Here is an 18,929-nt window from a genome sequence, read left to right as displayed (position 1 = left end):
TTGGCTACATCTATTTGTTACTTTTCACTCACTAGGGAATTAAAAAGTGCGTACTGTTTTTTTTGACATGCTTGCGTAATAATAGCGGTAGCTTCAAAAAAATAACCAAAAAGGAGACTACATACATGAAATTAAGTATCTTAGATCAATTAACGGTTCCTAAAAATCAATCAGCAAGCGACACATTACAAGAAGCCAAAGAGCTCGCTCAATTAGCGGAAAAACTTGGCTACACAAGAATTTGGTATGCCGAACATCACGGCTCAGACGCCTTTGCCAGTGCAACGCCAGAAATTTTAGTTGCACATATTGCTAGTGCCACCGAAAAAATTCGTGTTGGCGCGGGTGGCATCATGACCATGCATTATGCGCCATTTAAAGTCGCAGAAACGTTTAAAACGTTAGCAGCTTTATATCCTGATCGAATCGATTTAGGCATGGGCCGCTCGCCTGGTGGCAGCCCTTTAACTACGTTGGCGTTAAATAATGGTCAGCCACCTCAGCTAGACCAATTTGATAAATTACCTGAAATTTTACTCTTTTTAAGAGAGGAATTTCCTGAAGATCATTTATATTCTAAAATTTCAGCTGTTCCGCGGGAAGTTCTATTACCACAACCCTGGTTACTAGGTGCTAGTAAAGAAAGCGCACGTTCAGCTGGTGAATATGGCATTAATTTTTCCTTTGCGCAATTTATTCATGGACATTTGCCCAAAGAAGTATTGTCCGCATATTACAAGCATTTCCGACCAGTAACTGAACAACAAGAGCCGCAAGTGAGCGCTGCGTATTTCACTTTTGCCGCCGACACGAAAGAAGAAGCAGAATACCATGCGGCTAGTTTTGAGCATTATATCTTTGCCACCGAACATGGGCTTCCAAATAAATTTTTATCGCCAGAAGAAGCACTAGCTTTCCCTTACAGTGAAATGGACAAACTGGTTTTAGAACAAAATAAACAACGCTTTGTCATTGGCAGTAGCCAAGAAGTTGCGGAGTTTTTCCACCAACAAGAAGAACTAGGGTTGACAGAAGCGATGCTAATCACTCCAGGTTATGACAAACAAACGCGCTTTCAATCATTTGAACGCCTAGCAAAAGAATTATTATAGAAAGGAAATGAGAAATGTTAGAGGTTTTAAAAAGAATTAATACGCTTGCACAAAAAGAGCGTGAACAAGGCTTAACATCTGAAGAACAAGCTCTTCGTGTCGATTTGCGACAAGAATATTTGCGGACCATTCGTGAACAATTCAATAAAACATTAATGGGCGTCACTATTTATGATCCTACTGGTGAAGATGTGACCCCAGAAAGATTAAAAGAAGAACAGCAGAAATATTTTGATTAAAAGAGACACAGAACAGTCGATTTGACTATTCTGTGTCTCTTTTTAACTACTCTTCTGTCACATATGTCCACTTATAATCATATTGTGCGCCAGCACCATGGGCAACGACGCCTTTCACTTCTTTACTGCGTAGATGGGCAGTCGCCTTTTGATAAAGTGGTGCTAAAGCGGTCTCTTCACCAATCAATAACTTCTCAGCCTTAACCATGTCTTCCCAACGTTTTTCAGGATCTGAAGCATCTCTTGTGGCTGAAGCCTCGATCAACTCATCGTAGGCTTTACTTGAAAAACGCCCGCGATTATAGTTATTGCCAGTGACAAAAAGGTCTAAGAAACTACTTGGATCTGCGTAATCCGCAGCCCAACCACCTAAGATTGTCTCAAAATCGCCGCGACTACCTCGATCAATTCGAACTGAAAACGGCACTGGGCTCACTGTTACATCAATGCCCTCTAAAGTATCCTTTAACGTACCTTGAATATATTCCGCTAACTTTTTCGTAGAATCGACATCATCGGCAACAATATCCATTTTGAGTGTTGTTATACCCAATTCTTTCTTCGCTTTTGCCCAATATTCTTTTGCTTTTTCTGGGCTATATTCAACAATTTTTTTATTTTCATCAGCAAAATCTTTGTCATCTGTCGGCGAATAAGACATCCCTTCTGGAATTAAGCCGGTAGCGACTACTGAGCCGTCGCCTAAAATTTTATCTACTAATGCGTTGCGATCAATCGCTGCTGAAATTGCTTTGCGTAAATTCACATTATTATACGGTGAATTTTTATCTCGCTGATTAAATTCCAAATAGCTGGTTCGTGCTTCTTTTTCGATAACCAATTCTGGATCCTTCGCCATTTGCTGGGCCAATTCGCCGCTTAAAATAACATCGTCTGCCTGGCCATCTTGGAATAAGTTCAAGGCAGTTGGCGCCTCCTTGACAACATCAAAATTGATTTTATCTAATTTGACATTGTCTTTATCCCAATAGTTTTCATTTTTTTCCAAAGTCCAATTGGTATCTGAGCCAGCCCCTTCAAAGTTAGCTAAGACAAACGGACCATTATAGACTGCTTTTTCACTGGAAGCAGCGTAATCTTTGCCATATTTCTCTACGGTTGCTTGATGTTGCGGGAAAAATAGTGGAAAGGCCAGTAAATAATCAAAATATGGTGTTGGTTTTGCCAGTTTAATTTCTAGCTCGTAATCTCCGTTTGCTTTAATGCCTAATTCAGAGACTGGTTTCTTACCAGCTACAATATCTGCGCCGTTTTCAATCATTTCTAGAAAATAAGCATACTCAGCGCCAGTCTGAGGATCTGCTGTACGTTGCCAACTAAAAACATAATCGGCAGCTGTGACAGGATCACCATTGGACCATTTTGCTTCTTCTCTTAGTTTCACTGTGTACGTCAGACCATCATCACTGACTTGCACTTTTTCTTTAGCCCCTGCTGGTTGCGGCTTGCTTTTATCATCTAAACGATAAATTCCTTCATACGCATTATTCAGTGCCGTAAAACTAATTGTATCTGTTCCTAAAGATAAATCTGCAGAAGGCATTTCTTGTTGAACTACTACTTTAAATTCTTGTTTAGCGGCAGTTTTCTCTGATCCGCCCTTTGCTTTTTCGGCGCCAGCTCCCCCATCACCACCACAAGCAGCTAAAACTAACAGCGTTGTTAAACTTAACCCGATAAGTCCTTTTATACGTTTACTTTTCATGCCTTTCTCCCTTCACAGAAAAAACTCTTCATTTTTTAATTTTTAGAATATTCTTATAATACTAAAATTAAAAACAAATGGCAAGCATTAAAATAAAAAAAGAACCAATCCCGAAGGACGGTTCTTAAAAAATGACTAACTAGCTTTGTTACGTCGTTTATAAATATACCAGCCAGAAGAAGAAAGTCCAACGAACAGTAAACCATATAATGCAAGCGTTTCTGTTTCTGTACCCGTTTTAGGTAAAAAGCCGCCATACTTTTTCTTCTCTGTTACGGATGGATTGCTCTGTCTTGCTCCCGCTTGGTTTTGTTTATTAGTTGCTACTGGTGTTTCTGGTGTTGGTTTTGGATCTGGTTTTGGCGTCTCTCCTCCACCGATTAACTCTTTGTAAGCTTCTTCCGAAATAGAAACAATTCGTTCGCCTGGGAATGGTTCTTTATATTGTGCTAAATCAATCGTCGTTGCTGCACGATACAACCGCAAGCTGGTTGCACTTTTCAAGTATTCAATTAAGACAGCATCTAGTGAAATCCCTTCTTCTCGTTCACCACCTAGCATATCGTAACCATCACCACCAGCAGCTAAGAAATCATTGGTAGCCATCCGGTATTGTTTCTTCTCATCCAATGGTTCAAACTTTTGCGTTTGCCGATTTTTAATTTCTATTCCTAATACGCGACTACCGACAATCGTTTGTCCTGTTTCATTGCCTTCGTCACTAGCCAAGCGAGTACCTGGTTTTGTGGAATCATAGTGGATACGAATGGAGCTTGAAACATGTAGGAAACCACCATTTGCGCCAAGTTTTGGTTGGCCAGCATCATCTAGTAAAATTGTGCCATTCTCATCTTTTTGTGGAATCGAACGAACAGACATTTCAAACATTTCTTTAACTTGAGCGCCGGTTACTTGAATTTGCGCAATGCTATTGCCAAAAGGTAACACAGCAATGACATCCCCAACTTTAATTGGCCCTTGTTTAATATCAGCGCGAATGCCGCCACCATTGGTTACTGCAAAATCAGCAGGTTGGCTAAACGCGTCTTGGCCATATGACATAATCGCATCACCAATCAAATTCCCTAAGTTGGTCTCTCGTGTGCGCACATTTTCTCGTTGTCCATCCAATGTGAATGGAATATAATCGACAATTACTTTTTCATTTTCAGCGTTAAAATTCGTACGTGCTTCATCAACGATGGCTTTAACTGCCGGGTTTTCTGGCAATTCTAGCAGCTCTGCTGCTGAAATCAATTTTGCTGTTTTCTTAGTTGGTTCACTCTCTGGTGCTGTGACGATCCCAACATTATTTAAATAATTACCTGTTTGAGCATAGATCACTTTGCCATAACGTTTGCCGCTTTCGACGGCTGTATGCGAATGTCCATCAATCACAGTGATATCTAACTCAGGATATGTTTGACTAAGGGTTTCTGCTAGCGTATCACCACGCCAGATATGCGGCGTCGTTTCATCTACGCCTAAATGCCCAGTAACCACGAAAGCTTGAATATCCGCGTACTTCTCTTTAATTTCATTAATCACTGCTTCTACTTCTGGAATCGGGTCTTTAAATGTTACCTTCTCCACGTTTTTCGGGTGTGTTTTCGTTGCTGTTTCTGGGGTCGTCACACCTACAATGGCAAACTTTTTCCCGGCTTTTTCTACGATTGTATACGGATCAAAAACCCGTCCACTGCCATCTTTGTAATACGTATTACTAGATAAAATCGGAAAATTCAGTTGGTCTTTATAACCTAGTGCAATCTCTAAACCAAAATCAAACTCGTGATTTCCCACCGCCATGGCATCATAACCAACTTCATTCATTGCTTTGGCCATATCCGCGCCTTTGGAGAAATTGGAGATTGGTAATCCTTGGAAAACATCCCCTGCATCCACCATCAAGGTTGGGTTTTCTTGGTCTTTAAAGGTTTTTAGACGCGCCATACCTAATTCGCCTTTCCCTGCTTCTAGTCGGCCATGAACGTCATTTGTGTGCATAATGGTATATGCATTATCTAAATCAAAGCCCGCATTACGGACATCTTGTTTCGTAATAGCGGCGGCGTTTGGTGTACGTCCATCAGGAGAAGTCGGAATTTGAAGAGTGCCGTCATTCACTAATTCGATTGCTTTGGCACGCCATTTTTCATCAAAATTTGTCCCAATAATTGACCAATTTCGTTCGATTTCTTGTTCTGGATCAAGCGTTCCTTTTTTCTTAATATAATCAACAATCATTCCTCGTAAGGTTTCTGGATCAGAATTTTTAATAGGTTCTCCTACTTGAATCCCTTGGCTAGCTAAACCGCCGTAACGATAATTATTCATAGCAATCGTATATTCTTTGGCAGGATCCAACGGTTGGCCGTCAATTTTCGCATCTACAATTCGTTCACCCACTGGTTTTGAAATGTCAATCTTGTAGTCCACTCCAGAAATCATGTCATAGTTATATACACGAATGTTTGGATTAAAACTAACGGTCAAATCATCTGGCTGTGTTTGGTTATAGTACGCCCCTTGTTTTTCCAAATACTTCAGTAAGTTTTCACCGTTAATGGGAACACTCACTAAGGTATTCGGGTATTTGTAGATATCAAAAATCGTGGCATAGGAAATCTTCCCCGCAGGTAATTTACTGTCGTATTTAAACAGCGCTGCCGCACTTAATTGTGCGCCCGTTACTTCTTTTTGAACGTTATTAATTAAAGAAATCATCGCTGTTGGTTGTAATTGTGCTTCGGGAATTCCTTTAATTTCTTGTTTTGGTAAAAAATCAGCTGTTGCTGTGCCGATCTCCTCCTGAATAAACGCTCGCGTTTTTTCATGGTATTCTTTTGTCGCTGCCTTAACTGCTTCATCTGCTGGAACATTCGTTGTTGGTACAATCGTTGCTGTACCTTCTTGCACTTCCCACTTATCGGCATTTTTAGCAACTGAAAGATCAATTTTGACAACTTCTGTCCCTGTATCTTTAGGTCCCCCTACCGGTACAGTTTTTCCATTCGGCGCTGCTCCTTGCTTGGTAAAAGAAAGGTGGTCATGACCCAGAATATACGCATCAATCCCCGCGACATTTTCAATTACTTGGTCGGCACTGGCAGCCGGATCACTATTTTGTTGTCCCGCATGAATCGAAGCAACAATAATGTCAGCCTGATCGTTAGTTTTCAACTCAGTAACTGCTTTTTCTGCTTCTTCTTTCAAAGGTAAAAAATTAAGCGAAGTAACACGAGGGCCATCCCACAAAGGAATGTGCGGGATTGTTAAGCCGATAATCCCAACTTTTAAATCTGGCTGCCCATCTTGATTAAGATCAAGTTCCTTCGTGGTAGTCCCTTCAACAAAACGACTACCATCCTTATTGTAGGTATTCGCAGACAAGATTGGAAAAGTGGCTTCTTTTTGAATTTTTTGGATTAACGGTAAACCAAAATTAAACTCATGATTCCCCAAAACCATTGCATCATACTTCATCACATTCATGGCGGTAATCATTGGATGGGTCTTTTCATTCACTAAAGGCGCTTTATTATACAAGTCATCTGTTAAAATAGTGCCTTGAATATTGTCGCCATTATCAATTAAAACGGTGCCTGCTGGGTTTTGTGCCCGGACTTGGTTGACGACTGTACTTACTTGGGACAAACCAACTGGTAATTCTTTATCATCTTCATAAGACCAATTCCATAATTGACCATGAACATCTGACGTACCTAAAATTGTTATTTTTTGCGGCGTGCTCGTTTCTTCTTTTTCAGCGGTTGACGTTTCTAAATTCGTCGTCTCTGTTGGTGCTGTGGTTTCTTGTGACTGCTTGACACTGTCACTCGTAGCCTGATTTGGTGCTTCTTGTTTGATGTCTGTTGTTTCCTGTGTAATGACTGGTTCTTGTTTTCTACTTGAATCGGTGGTACTTGTTACTGCTTCTGAACTTTGTTGACTCGTTGTTTCTACTGCATATGCCGTACTAGTAACGCTTGGCGCTATCAACGCAACAGCCATTAAAAAATGCATGCCCCACTTCACTTTTTTAAAGCTCAACTTTTTCACAAATTTCCTCCTTGTGTTTCAACCCATTTGCAACAAACAATTGTCAAAGTAACAAACAACAAAAAGAGCCTTCCCCCATCACGCTGCTCTTCTTTTCCTATCATAATATATCCGTTAAATAAAAAACAGTAAATTCCGTTAAAATAAGATGTTTTTCCTGTAAATTGTTTTTATTTTTGGACAATATAGCGGATTTGTTTGTGAAAAAAATAGTAATTTTGACCAAAACACGAACTTTATAAAAAAGAAAGTCTTTTTATATTGGAAAAGCGGAACAAAAACTATTTTTTTGAAAAAAATAACTAAAAATACCGAATAAACAGCATTGGTCTAGCCCTTGAATGTCTCTAAACAAATACTAGCAGCAATTGGTCTAGTCTTTAAGGAGGAAAAAGAACGCTCTTTTGCTTAAGCAAAAGAGCGTTCTTTTTTATTTGAGGTTAATCCTTCATATAAGGTAACTTTTTAGCATAGCCTTCTTTATTCACTTGACGTGCCCGGGCAATCGCCAAATCTTCTGAAGGGACATCTTCTGTGATGGTTGAACCAGCAGCAGTCACCGCATGATCACCAATCGTGACTGGCGCAACAATGTTCGTTGCAGAGCCAATAAACGCGTGATCACCCACGACTGTTTGGTGTTTATTTTTGCCATCATAATTAACAAAAACAACGCCGCAACCGACATTAATATCTTTGCCTAATGTTGCATCACCAACGTATGTTAAATGGCCCACTTTTGTGCCTTCATCGATTGTTGCATTTTTTACTTCCACGAAGTTACCAATGTGTACGTTTGCCCCCACATCTGCTTTAGGACGTAAATGTGCATACGGACCTACATCGGCCCCCTCGTGAACCACACTTTCTTCAATCACAGACTGTTTAACAACCACTTGATTGCCGATGTGACTATCAACGATTTCTGAATGTGCGCCAATCAAGCAATCTTCGCCAATCACTGTTTTTCCTTTGATAGTGACTCCCGCTTCAATGACTGTGTCTGAACCAATTACCACGCCTTCATCAATATACGTTGTGTCTGGATCAATAAATGTAACACCATTTCGCATATGCATCTCATTTAACCGACGATGCATAATTTTATTAGCAGTGGATAAAGCAACACGATCATTTACACCCATTGCTTCGTCAAAGTCTGCCATTTGGTAAGCTGCGACAGCTTTGCCTTCTTTTTTCAAAATTTCAATGATATCTGTTAAATAGTATTCCCCTTGTGTATTGTTTGTATCTGTTTTCGCTAACGCTTCAAACAATGATTCATTATCAAAACAGAAGGTTCCTGTATTAATTTCTTGAACACGTGCTTCTTCTTCACTGGCATCTTTTTGTTCCACGATTCGTTCAACAATGCCCACATGGTCACGAATAATTCGACCATAGCCTGTTGGGTCTTCCGCATGCGCTGTTAAAATAGTCGCACTTGCATTCTTACCTTGATGGTAATCGAATAAATTTTTCAAGGTTTCCGCAGTTAATAACGGCGTATCCCCTGTAATAACTAATGTTGTTCCTTGTTTACCACCTAATAACTCTTGTGCTTGCATGACTGCATGCCCAGTTCCCAATTGTTCAGCTTGTAAGGCATATTGACTACGTTCGCCTAAATGGCTTTTAATCATTTCCGCCCCATGTCCAACGATTGTCACGATTTCTGTTGGTTCTGTTTGTTCTACTTGATCTAAAATATGTTCGACCATTGGTTTACCAGCAACTGGATGCAATACTTTATAAAGTTTAGATTTCATGCGTGTTCCTTTACCAGCTGCTAAAATAATTGCGTATCTATTTTCCACGTTTGCCACCTCAAATTAACTAAATTGTTTGATTTTCTTCTAAATCGTCCTCATTATACCTTTTCTAGTTTATCTTACTCTTTTGTCTTTTTCAACAAAATAAGGCATTTAAAAGGTAGACCAATTTATTTTCTCATCTTTTTTTAAAGGAATAAAACAGAAAAAAAGAACCTGAAAATGGAATGGACCATTTCCACGCTCTTTTTCAAATTATTTCTCTGTGAAATAGTTTCCTGGGACTACGCTAATCGTTTTTGTTTGTGTATCCACATCTTCCACGTACAATAGCGAAGTATAGTCATCGATTGCACGACGGCCATTGAATTTTGACTCAGCAAAAACGGTAATGCCCACAAGTTCTGCTTCAAATTCTTCAATCATACTCTTCATACCATTGACGGTGCCGCCGCCTTTCATGAAGTCATCCACGACTAAAACTTTTGATCCGCGTTTTAAGCTGCGTTTTGAAAGTTCCATTTTTTCGATACGTTCTGAAGACCCTGATACATAGTTCACGCTCACCGTTGAACCTTCAGTAATCTTAGAATCGCGACGAACAATCACAAACGGAACATTTAAGTAATAAGACACAGCTTGCGCAATTGGCACTCCTTTAGTCGCAACGGTCATTACCGCATCAATTTGTTTGCCTAAATATTTAGAAGCAATAATCCGGCCCACTTGTCTTAATAAATTCGGTTCCCCAAGTAAATCTGAAAGATAAACATAGCCCCCAGGTAATAAGCGATCTTGTTCTGACAAACGATCACATAAATCCATAATCAACTGCTCCGCTTCCTCATAAGGAATTTCAGGGATAAAGCGGACACCGCCTGCAGCGCCTGGAATCGTTTCTAAAATACCTGTTCCACGTTCTTTAAATGTTTTTTTAACAATTGCTAAATCTTCACTAATGGAAGACTTGGCAGATTGGTATCGGTCAGCAAAATATGTCAAAGAAACCAATGTATGGGGATGATCTAAAAGATATTGGGTCATATCGATTAATCGTTCACTTCTCCGAATTTTCAAATTCGTCACTCCTTTTCATTCTATCGTTCCTTATTATAAGGGGTTTAACCGAAAAATTCGAGGATTTTTTTCAAATAACTGAAAATAGTTCGCCATTTCTTTTAAAAAAAAGAAATAAAGGAGAAAAACTTTCGTTTTTCTCCTTAGTTTCTTTGCATTTTTTGTTTTCGTTGGACCATAACAACCACTCGGCGATAAATATTGACTAATAAGAATAAACCAATAAAAATTAGGGTAATACTTGCACTCGGTGGTGTTTCCAAATAATACGAGCTAGTCAACCCTGTTAGCATGCCAATCAAGCCCATAAACACACTGATAATAATCACCGTGTTAAAGCCTTTACCAATTCGCATACCTATCGCAGCTGGTAAGACCATAATTGCTGAAATTAACAAGGCTCCCGCGATCGGAATCATCACAGCAATCGCCACACCAGTAATTACATTAAAAAGCATCGACATCCAATGAATAGGTAGCCCATCAACATGAGCAGTATCTTCATCAAATGTTAAAACATACATTGGACGTTTAAATAACATAAACAATAGAACTAAAACTACGAATAAAATTGCCAACATAACCACTTGATCCCACGTAATCGTGACGATGGAACCAAATAAATAAGATTGAATACTAGCAGCTGAATTGCCTCCTGTTAAATTCATTAAAACTAACGCCAAAGCCAAACCGCCTGACATTAAAATAGCAATCGAAATTTCTGAATAGGTGCTATAAATCATTCGTAAATATTCTAGAATGATTGCAGCCACAATCACGACAATTAAGGTCATTAAATTAGGATTCCAATTAAAAAAGAAGCCTAGTGCCACACCGGCTAATGACACATGTGAAAGGGTATCTGCCATTAAAGATTGTCGGCGAATAACTAGAAAGACGCCGAGCATTGGAGCAATCACTGAGATAAACAGTGCTGCTAAAAAGGCCTTTTGCATAAATGCATAAGAAAGCATTTCTGCCATACGATTCACTCCTTACCGCTAAAATGAACACTACCATTGTAGCGACGTTTAAGCGAATTAATTTTTTAATTCCTGCTTATTTTTTAAATTTTCCCAACATTTCTTTAAGCCGTTCCTTGGCTTTCGTTATGATCGAGCCAGATAACGTTTTATTGGAAAATTTACGTATACGATTCTTCACTCATATGGAAGCAACGCCATTTCGAATCTTCTTTGCGGACAAGACGAATTTGACGATCTACATAGGTTTTGATATCTTCATGATCATGCGTAATCATCAAAATAGCTTTTCCATGTTCATGCGCACTGTGTTGCAACAATTGATAAAATTCGTTTCGCGATTGTTCATCCATACCTGTTGTTGGCTCATCTAAAATAAACAAATCTGGATCGGTCGCAAACACTCGTGCTAAACTAATTCGTTGCTTTTGCCCGCCAGAAAGCTCGCCAATTCGTTTGTGGCGCATTTCCCACATGTCCACTGATTTCAAAGCTTTTTCCACATGAAGATGATCTTTTTTCGTCAACGGTTTGAACCAACGATTTCTGGGAAAACGACCTGAACGTACTAATTCAATGACGGTGCTAGGAAAGCCCGCATTGAAAGAAGCGACTTGTTGTGGAATGTAGCCAATGCTGATTTTTTCACCAGCACTATTTTTTTTAGCGACCGTAATTTTGCCACTTGTTGGTTTTAATAACCCTAAGGTACTTTTGATCAGCGTTGACTTGGCAGCGCCATTTTCTCCTGTTAAAATAACGAATTCCCCTGGATCAACATAATAAGAAACATCTTCTAAAACAGGTTCATCATCATAATAGAAGGTTAAATTTTCGACTTCAATATAATGCATAAGTTGGCTCCTTTCTGTTGCCAGATTAATGAATGCTTTTTTGTAAAGCAGCGAGGTTTTCTTTCATGACAGACACGTAGTTCTCGCCTGCTTCTTGTTCTTTTTGAGTTAAACTCTCTAAAGGATTCAATACAGCTAATTCGACGCCTGTCTCGTCTGCCAATGTTTTGGCTACTTTTGTAGAAGCCGATGCTTCAAAATAGATCACAGAAACATTGTTTGTTTTAATATATTTTTTTAATTCGGCTAAACGACTTGGCGAAGGTTCTTGGTCTGGAGAAATCCCAGCAATCGGTTCTTGGGTCAAACCATATTGTTTTGCCAAATAGCCAAATGCAGCATGTTGCGTCACAAAGGTCCGATTTTTAGCGCCTGCAAATGCAGCTTGGTATTCCTTATCTAGCGCAGTCAATTTTTCCAAATAAGCAGCGGTATTTTTTTCAAATACGGCTTTTTTCTCAGGATATTTTTTGATAAGCGCATCCCGAATCGCTGTTACTTCTTTTTGCGCTAACACGGGATCTAACCAGACATGCGGATCCAGTTCGTGGGAATGGTTATGGCCTTCATGACCTTCTTCGCCAGATTCTTCCTCTTCTGTTCCTTGCATCAATTGAATGGATTGACTGGCTTCCACGATTGAAACTTTTTTCGTGTCCAAGTTTTCAATAACATTCGGAACCCAAGTTTCTAGCTCTTTACTATTATAAACAAAGACATCCGCATCAGTAATTTTCGCTAAGTCTTTTGCGCTTGGTTCATAATCGTGTGGTTCCGTTCCAGCTGGAATCAACAGCTCAACCTCTCCCTCATCACCAACGACTTGTTTTGCGAAATCGTACATCGGATAAAAAGTAGTCATTACCGTGAGCTCTTTCTTCTCTTTTGGCGATTGTGTGGTTTGCCCACAACTAGCTAAAAGAAAAGCACTGATTGCTAAAGTAACGCCGATTATCAAACGGCGGTAGATTTTCGTCATGTTCTGTCCTCTTTTCGATTTACCTATTATAAACCGTAATATTTACGATTTGCCAGGAATAATGTACCAAATGGATCACGGGACGTCAAGGAATAAATTTAAAAAAACAACAGAGCGTGGGACAAAAATCACTTTGGGTTTTTGCTCCACGCTCTGTTGTTTTTATTTATTTCAATGTCCGAACCAAATAAACTTCTTCGCAAAAGCCTTTGAGTCCATTATAAATCCGTTGTGCTCGTGTTTTCTTTTCACATAAAGCAAAGACTGTCGGTCCACTGCCGCTCATCAACGCTGCATCAGCGCCGTACTTCAGCATGCGATCCTTGATTTGTTGCACGATCGGATGTCTGGCAATCGTGACACTTTCCAACGCATTGCCGACCGTTTGGGTCATCCCAGTATAATCACCATTTTCGATGGCTATTCTTAGTCCAGCAATATCTGGATGGTGCAATTCATCTACCGCTAAATCATTAAAAACGGTACTAGTGGATACACTAATTCTTGGTTTAACTAACACAATCCAACATTGAGGCATGGTCGGTAATGTTTCAATTTTCTCCCCACGTCCGTTTGCAAAGGCTGTTCCGCCCCTTAAACAATAAGGAACATCCATACCAATTTGGCTGCCAATTTCACAGAGTTCGTCCATCGTCAACCCCAGATTCCACAGTTTGTTCAAGCCTCGTAATGCTGCGGCACAGTCACTGCTCCCCCCTGCTAAACCAGCTGCCACGGGGATACGTTTTTCAATATATATTTTAATTCCTTTATGAATATTATAGGTACGCTTTAATAAGTCAACTGCTTGATAGACATGATTCCGTCGATCCACGGGTAAAAAAGAGCTGTCCGTTTCAATACGAATGATGTCTTCTTCTAGATTTTCAAAAGTTAAATGATCGGCTAAATCTACACTTGCAAAAATAGATTCAACTTCATGATAGCCATCCACACGTTTATGCAGAACATCTAACCCAAGATTAATTTTCGCAGGAGCTCGTTCGATTATTTCCATCGGTTCCCTGATTCACCTTCCTTAATCTTTTGTCTACCAACATTTTAATCTTTTAGATTCTATCATATGTCCATGAAGAAGTACACCGAAGATTGCTCTTTCTCTGACGACAGATGGTTGAAATTAAAAAGAGCTTAGGAACGAAGGGCTCTTCCTTCACTCCTAAGCGGACTTTCTAAATTATACGGCTTGACCGATGAATTCGATTTCAACGGTGCGTGTTAAAACATCTGAATAGCTATAAGATACACGTTCAAATGAGTTCTCGTCTGGATCCAAGTCAACAACAAAAACAGATGGATAAGTCTCCGTTAAGATTCCTTTACGTTCTGTTTGGCGCTTTCTTCCAGTCTGAGCAACTAACATAATTTCACTGCCGATACGGCCTTCCAAATCTTTCTTAATTGACGATAACGTTGTTGGCATTGCATTCACCTCGAGAAACATTATATCACTTTTTTTAAAAAATTTCAAGTTTATCATACTAGAAGTCTGTTTGCAACTACTTTTGCTCGACAAACCAGCTGTTTTGTCGAATTTTTATTCATTTTCTAATGTATATTTCATTTTTGCTTTGGCACGATCATAGGCACTTCGGACAGCTGAAAAAGTTCCCCCACGCACTTTAGCGATTTCTTCTAACGTGTAGCCTTTTAAGTATGCGTTTAAAATTTGTTGTTCCAACGAGGAAAGACGTGTCGGAAAAGCTGCCAATTTTTCTTGAATCATTAATTGACCTAATGGGTCGGTAGCCGCTGTCCCTAAATAGTCCACTAACTCTTCACCAGCGCTTTCTAAGCGTTGTTCCAGGGAAATAGACAAGGTATCTGTTCGCCTCTTATAGGCGCATTGATGGCGAATTAAGCTATGTACGTGATTTTCAAAATTTCGTTTAAAAAACTTTCCCAATGATGCTTGTTTTTCTGAATCAAATCGTTCTAACGTCCGAAAGAAGACAATTCGTCCTTCTTGAAGCCAGTCTTCAGTATCATAATCTTTTAAATAGTATTTTTTCATGCACTTATAAATCACTGGCTGATATTGCCCATATAAGGCTTGAAATTGTTCTTGGTCTCCTGCTAATGCTTGTTGAATCTGTTCTAACATAAAAAGCCCTCCTTTTCGATAAACGTATCGAATGATTTAGGAGAGCATAGCATGTTAGAAATTTATGACTTAAGCGAACATTTGTTTAATCTTTTTTTTGAGACAATTCTTCTAGCTTCTCAGAAAGTTTTGATAACTGCTCCACGTTCCATGGAGAATTTCGACGAAATTGCTGGAAATGGATATCCGTTGCATGAATGGCAATCGTCTTTTCTGTTTTCTGGACAGCTTTGTAAAGTTCATTGGCCGAAGTCCGCAATGCACCTTGTGAAAAGACCACCCATTGTTCAGCCAAATCACTCGTTGCGACTGTTACTTGCGTTAAACGATCATTTTTTTCACCAGCTAGACGTTCAATATAACTATCTGCTGTTTCATCTTCTTTGGTGAAAACCACGGTCAAAAGGTACTTTTTGTACGTTTGCTGAATGCCTGGGACTAGTTGGGCATCAAAGACCACAATGATTTCCAACCCTTCATATTTGGCATAATTGGACAGACGACTAAGAAGCAGTTCACGCGCATCCTCTAAACGCTCTTGCTTTTTCAACTGGACCAATTCTGGCCAAGCACCAATCATATTATAGCCATCAACGATTAACAATTGTTTTTTCATACAATCGCCTGCTTCTATAATGGGTTGCGGCCACGATAGACTTCATACATTAGCAAGCCTGCAGCCACACCAGCGTTTAAGCTTTGAACGTGTCCAGTCATTGGAATCGTTAATAATTCATCCACTTCTTTATGAAGACCTTGACTCATGCCACGACCTTCATTTCCGATGATTAAGGCAATTGCGCCTTGTGTATTCCAGCGACGATAATCCGTCCCAGACATATCTGTACCAAAAATCCAAAATTGATTCTCTTTTAGCGTTGCAATACTTTGCGCTAGATTCGTTACACGAGCCACTGGAATATGTTCCACGGCCCCTGTTGACGCTTTGGTTACGGTTGGTGTAATTCCCACTGCACGATGTTTCGGAATGATAATACCGTCCACGCCTGTCGCATCAGCTGTTCGCAAAATTGAGCCAAAGTTATGTGGGTCCTCTAGACTGTCTAAAATTAGGAAAAATGGTGTTTCTGTCTTTTCTTTTGTTTGTTCCAATAATTCTTCTAAAGTTAAATATTGATACGCCGTGATTGCTAAAACCATGCCTTGATGCACGCCGTGATCACTCATCGTATCTAATTTTGCTTTAGGCACCCATTTAACTGGAACAGCCTGTTCTTTCGCTGCTTGTTTTAATTGCTCAATTTTCTCGCCACGAGCATCTTCTTGTAAAAACAATTTATTCCCGCGTCCTTGCTGCAACGCCTCAACAGTGGCATGGAAACCAAAGACAAAGTTATCTGCTAGCTCTTCTGAGGTTCCATCAGCACCTGCTGTCGCTGGTCGTGGGTTCCGTTCTTTTGAACGCTTATCTGAACGTTCTGGACGTTTCTTACCTTTTTTAAAAGGACGAGATTTTTCATTTTTCATTGGTTTCACCTACTTTCTTGATACACCAGTTAATTAATTCTTCTAAACGTTCTTTTTGTTGTGTTAAATGTAAATAACCCATCAAGGATTCGAAACCGGTCGCTACCCGATAGGTCGTCACATCAGCATTTTTGGCAAATGTGTGACTTTTAGCATTCCGACCGCGTTTGTACATCACTTCTTCTTCCTCCGTTAGCATTTCTCCCGCTAACATCGCTTGCATTAAGCTTGCTTGGGCTTTTGCTGACACGTAGTGCGTCGCCATGCGATGCAAAACATTCGGTTTCGTTTGTCCTAAGGAAACTAAATAATCACGAATGTAAATTTCATAAATCGCATCGCCAACATAGGCCAAAGCTAAACCGTTTAATTGTTTGTAATCTCTCATTCACTTCTTCTCCATCTCGTTCCTTGCGGAGTATCTTCTAAAACAATGCCTTGTTCTTTTAATAAATCGCGGATTTCATCACTTCGGGCAAAATCACGGTCTTTCCGTGCTTGGTTCCGTTCTTCAATTAACGCATCGACTTGTGCATCCACTAATTCTTCGTTTTTAAAGAATAAACCAAAAATAGCTAACCAGCCACTGAAAAGCTTATCCATCGCCACTAGAACTGGTTCCGAAACTGTCGCTTGTTCACTGTACTGATTCATCATCTTCGCTAATTCATAAACGACCGTAATCCCGTTAGCTGCATTGAAATCATCGTCCATTTCCGTAATAAAACGTTGTTCTAATTCGTTTAATTGAGCCAAATAGTGTTCATCCTCTGGCAAACTTGCGACCGCATCTGCTTGTCTAAAACGTAAATTTTCAAACGCATTTTTCAATTTTTGATAATTGGCTGCTGCCTCTTTTAGAGTGCTTTCGCTATAACGAATCGGGCGACGGTACTGGGTGGTGGACATAAAGAAACGTAAAATTTGCGGATCCACTTTTTGAATCATTTCATGAACAGTAATGAAGTTACCTAGGGATTTGCTCATTTTTTCATCGTCTTCACCAATTGTGACATAGCCGTTATGCATCCAGTAATTGGCAAAGGTATGGCCTGTTTTGGCTTCGCTCTGTGCAATTTCATTCTCATGATGTGGAAATTCTAAATCTTGTCCACCGCCATGAATATCAATCGTCTCTCCCAAGTGTTTTGTCGCCATGACAGAGCATTCAATATGCCAGCCGGGACGTCCTTTACCCCAAGGAGAATCCCAAGAAATTTCATCTTCTTTGGCACTTTTCCAAAGAGCAAAATCCAATGGGTCTTCTTTTAATTGTTGTTCAACGCCAGTTCGTTGACTTGCCCCCACTTCTAATTCATCAATCGATTGATGGCTTAATTTACCATAATTAGGGAATTTACGGGTGCGATAATACACATCACCTGCGACCTCATAAGCAAAACCTTTTTCAATTAAAACGTCGATGAAAGCTAAGATATCAGGCATGTGGTCCATCACCCGAGGATGTAACGTTGCTGGTTGGACATTCAATGCTTGCGTGTCTTCTTCAAAGGCTTTGATAAAACGCTCCGCCACTTCCGGCGCAGTAATTTTCAATTCTTTAGCTGCCTTGATAATTTTATCATCGACATCTGTAAAGTTCGAGACATAATTCACTTCATACCCACGATATTCAAAATAACGACGAATCGTATCAAAGGCGATCGCACTGCGCGCATTACCGATATGGATATAGTTATACACGGTTGGTCCGCAGACATACATCCGAACTTTATGCGCCTCAATTGGCGTAAATACTTCTTTTTCTCTGGTCAATGTATTATAAATTTTAATCATGCCCTTTTTCCACCTTTCTTCCATTTAGACGAACGACTTTCGCAGGAACACCCACAGCTGTGGCATCTGCTGGGATGTCTGAAATAACAACAGCACCCGCACCAATTTTTGAACGTTCACCAATCACAACTGGCCCTAAAATTTGAGCTCGTGCCGAAATCATCGCTCCTTTTTTCACTGTTGGATGGCGTTTACCCGTATCACGACCGGTCCCACCTAACGTCACTCCGTGAAACAAAACAACATCTTCTTCTATTTCCGCGGTTTCTCCAATCACAATGCCCATGCCGTGATCGATAAAAACTCCCTCTCCAATTGTGGCTCCGGGATGAATTTCTACGCCCGTTATGAAACGCCAAAATTGTGCATGAATCTTCGCCAACAAAAACAACTGATGCCTATATAAGAAATGAGACAAGCGATGCCAAAACAGGGCGTGCAAGCCAGGATACGTTAAAAGAACTTCTAGTGTGGTCCGCGCTGCAGGATCGTTTCTTTTAACAGCTGCGACGCTACGTTTCAACCAACTCATAGGGTGAACTCCTTTCTACTATACAAAAATAAAAAACGTCTTTTAAGCAACAAAAAAACGTTGCTTAAAAGACGCCCATGCGTGGTTCCACTTTTCTTCACAAGAACTAGCTCTTGCCTCGATACAGTTAACGCCTGCCGACGTCTTCGGTTACTTTTTTCACCAAAGCCACTCATAGATGCA

General features: G+C 40.0%; 17 protein-coding genes and 1 other annotated feature (1 of these 18 running past the window's edge). Of the genes, 2 read left to right on the top strand and 15 right to left on the bottom strand.

The annotated features are described in order from the left end of the window. Positions 1-125: 125 nt before the first annotated feature. Positions 126-1,112, top strand: coding sequence for an LLM class flavin-dependent oxidoreductase (locus IGL86_RS00280; RefSeq protein ID WP_002356071.1), 987 nt, complete (start codon positions 126-128; stop codon positions 1,110-1,112). 14 nt (positions 1,113-1,126) lie between these two features. Continuing rightward, a complete protein-coding gene (locus IGL86_RS00275; protein WP_002373729.1) occupies positions 1,127-1,351 on the top strand; it encodes a DUF896 domain-containing protein in 225 nt (74 codons plus the stop codon). Positions 1,352-1,397: 46 nt separating this feature from the next. On the opposite strand, the gene IGL86_RS00270 is transcribed toward IGL86_RS00275, so the two are convergent. The 15 genes from IGL86_RS00270 to epsC all read right to left on the bottom strand — a co-directional run bounded on the left by IGL86_RS00270 (position 1,398) and on the right by epsC (position 18,746). Beyond that, the gene (locus tag IGL86_RS00270) at positions 1,398-3,077 is read right to left on the bottom strand and encodes a peptide ABC transporter substrate-binding protein (protein WP_002361487.1); all 1,680 of its coding nucleotides are present in this window, start codon (positions 3,075-3,077) and stop codon (positions 1,398-1,400) included. A 135-nt stretch (positions 3,078-3,212) separates the two neighbouring features. Further along, on the bottom strand, positions 3,213-7,139 hold the full coding sequence (locus IGL86_RS00265; protein WP_071646504.1) for a 5'-nucleotidase C-terminal domain-containing protein: 3,927 nt from the start codon (positions 7,137-7,139) through the stop codon (positions 3,213-3,215). 440 nt (positions 7,140-7,579) lie between these two features. Beyond that, the gene (glmU, locus tag IGL86_RS00260) at positions 7,580-8,965 is read right to left on the bottom strand and encodes a bifunctional UDP-N-acetylglucosamine diphosphorylase/glucosamine-1-phosphate N-acetyltransferase GlmU (protein ID WP_016618502.1); all 1,386 of its coding nucleotides are present in this window, start codon (positions 8,963-8,965) and stop codon (positions 7,580-7,582) included. 201 nt (positions 8,966-9,166) lie between these two features. Then, positions 9,167-9,988, bottom strand: a complete 822-nt coding sequence (gene purR, locus IGL86_RS00255) for a pur operon repressor (RefSeq protein WP_002381336.1) — start codon at positions 9,986-9,988, stop codon at positions 9,167-9,169. A gap of 143 nt (positions 9,989-10,131) precedes the next feature. After that, the gene (locus tag IGL86_RS00250; RefSeq protein ID WP_002383493.1) at positions 10,132-10,971 is read right to left on the bottom strand and encodes a metal ABC transporter permease; all 840 of its coding nucleotides are present in this window, start codon (positions 10,969-10,971) and stop codon (positions 10,132-10,134) included. A 161-nt stretch (positions 10,972-11,132) separates the two neighbouring features. Next, entirely contained in the window at positions 11,133-11,825 is a 693-nt protein-coding gene (locus IGL86_RS00245; protein ID WP_002356064.1) for a metal ABC transporter ATP-binding protein, read from the bottom strand. A 25-nt stretch (positions 11,826-11,850) separates the two neighbouring features. Next, complete coding sequence (locus IGL86_RS00240; RefSeq protein WP_002367576.1) at positions 11,851-12,804, bottom strand: metal ABC transporter substrate-binding protein; 954 nt, start codon at positions 12,802-12,804, stop codon at positions 11,851-11,853. Between the two features lie 166 nt (positions 12,805-12,970). Next, positions 12,971-13,822 carry a 4-(cytidine 5'-diphospho)-2-C-methyl-D-erythritol kinase gene (gene ispE, locus IGL86_RS00235; protein ID WP_002379846.1) on the bottom strand — a complete coding sequence of 284 codons (852 nt, stop codon included), beginning with the start codon at positions 13,820-13,822 and terminating at the stop codon, positions 12,971-12,973. A 180-nt stretch (positions 13,823-14,002) separates the two neighbouring features. Then, positions 14,003-14,305, bottom strand: coding sequence for a Veg family protein (locus tag IGL86_RS00230; protein WP_002383497.1), 303 nt, complete (start codon positions 14,303-14,305; stop codon positions 14,003-14,005). A 57-nt stretch (positions 14,306-14,362) separates the two neighbouring features. Then, a complete protein-coding gene (locus tag IGL86_RS00225; protein ID WP_002356059.1) occupies positions 14,363-14,929 on the bottom strand; it encodes a sigma-70 family RNA polymerase sigma factor in 567 nt (188 codons plus the stop codon). Positions 14,930-15,014: 85 nt separating this feature from the next. Beyond that, positions 15,015-15,545 carry an NYN domain-containing protein gene (locus tag IGL86_RS00220; RefSeq protein WP_002356058.1) on the bottom strand — a complete coding sequence of 177 codons (531 nt, stop codon included), beginning with the start codon at positions 15,543-15,545 and terminating at the stop codon, positions 15,015-15,017. 14 nt (positions 15,546-15,559) lie between these two features. After that, positions 15,560-16,417, bottom strand: coding sequence for a 23S rRNA (guanosine(2251)-2'-O)-methyltransferase RlmB (gene rlmB / locus IGL86_RS00215; protein WP_002356057.1), 858 nt, complete (start codon positions 16,415-16,417; stop codon positions 15,560-15,562). Beyond that, positions 16,407-16,805 (bottom strand): Mini-ribonuclease 3, encoded by a 399-nt coding sequence (locus tag IGL86_RS00210; protein ID WP_002356056.1) that lies wholly within the window; start codon positions 16,803-16,805, stop codon positions 16,407-16,409. The genes rlmB and IGL86_RS00210 overlap by 11 nt, the downstream gene beginning before the upstream one ends. Continuing rightward, complete coding sequence (cysS, locus tag IGL86_RS00205; protein ID WP_002370606.1) at positions 16,802-18,214, bottom strand: cysteine--tRNA ligase; 1,413 nt, start codon at positions 18,212-18,214, stop codon at positions 16,802-16,804. Before cysS ends, IGL86_RS00210 begins: the two co-directional genes overlap by 4 nt. Next, positions 18,207-18,746 (bottom strand): serine O-acetyltransferase EpsC, encoded by a 540-nt coding sequence (epsC, locus tag IGL86_RS00200; protein ID WP_002389718.1) that lies wholly within the window; start codon positions 18,744-18,746, stop codon positions 18,207-18,209. The genes cysS and epsC overlap by 8 nt, the downstream gene beginning before the upstream one ends. 64 nt (positions 18,747-18,810) lie before the next feature. Beyond that, positions 18,811-18,929, bottom strand: a binding site (T-box leader); it runs 88 nt beyond the window's last position.

It is taken from the genome of Enterococcus sp. DIV0774 (assembly GCF_050539095.1).
Classification (GTDB): Bacteria; Bacillota; Bacilli; order Lactobacillales; family Enterococcaceae; genus Enterococcus; species Enterococcus faecalis.
Note: the sequence above shows the minus strand (reverse complement) of the source record. Positions and strands in the feature narration are given on the sequence as shown.

Bases quoted from the DNA above. Each gene is read 5' to 3' on its own strand.
- IGL86_RS00280 (WP_002356071.1), top strand. From the start codon at position 126: ATGAAATTAAGTATCTTAGATCAATTAACGGTTCCTAAAAATCAATCA.
- IGL86_RS00210 (WP_002356056.1), bottom strand. From the start codon at position 16,805: ATGAGAGATTACAAACAATTAAACGGTTTAGCTTTGGCCTATGTTGGC.
- epsC (WP_002389718.1), bottom strand. From the start codon at position 18,746: ATGAGTTGGTTGAAACGTAGCGTCGCAGCTGTTAAAAGAAACGATCCT.
- IGL86_RS00220 (WP_002356058.1), bottom strand. From the start codon at position 15,545: ATGAAAAAACAATTGTTAATCGTTGATGGCTATAATATGATTGGTGCT.
- IGL86_RS00240 (WP_002367576.1), bottom strand. From the start codon at position 12,804: ATGACGAAAATCTACCGCCGTTTGATAATCGGCGTTACTTTAGCAATC.
- IGL86_RS00275 (WP_002373729.1), top strand. From the start codon at position 1,127: ATGTTAGAGGTTTTAAAAAGAATTAATACGCTTGCACAAAAAGAGCGT.
- IGL86_RS00230 (WP_002383497.1), bottom strand. From the start codon at position 14,305: ATGATAAACTTGAAATTTTTTAAAAAAAGTGATATAATGTTTCTCGAG.
- IGL86_RS00225 (WP_002356059.1), bottom strand. From the start codon at position 14,929: ATGTTAGAACAGATTCAACAAGCATTAGCAGGAGACCAAGAACAATTT.
- rlmB (WP_002356057.1), bottom strand. From the start codon at position 16,417: ATGAAAAATGAAAAATCTCGTCCTTTTAAAAAAGGTAAGAAACGTCCA.
- IGL86_RS00245 (WP_002356064.1), bottom strand. From the start codon at position 11,825: ATGCATTATATTGAAGTCGAAAATTTAACCTTCTATTATGATGATGAA.
- ispE (WP_002379846.1), bottom strand. From the start codon at position 13,822: ATGGAAATAATCGAACGAGCTCCTGCGAAAATTAATCTTGGGTTAGAT.
- IGL86_RS00270 (WP_002361487.1), bottom strand. From the start codon at position 3,077: ATGAAAAGTAAACGTATAAAAGGACTTATCGGGTTAAGTTTAACAACG.
- cysS (WP_002370606.1), bottom strand. From the start codon at position 18,214: ATGATTAAAATTTATAATACATTGACCAGAGAAAAAGAAGTATTTACG.
- IGL86_RS00250 (WP_002383493.1), bottom strand. From the start codon at position 10,971: ATGGCAGAAATGCTTTCTTATGCATTTATGCAAAAGGCCTTTTTAGCA.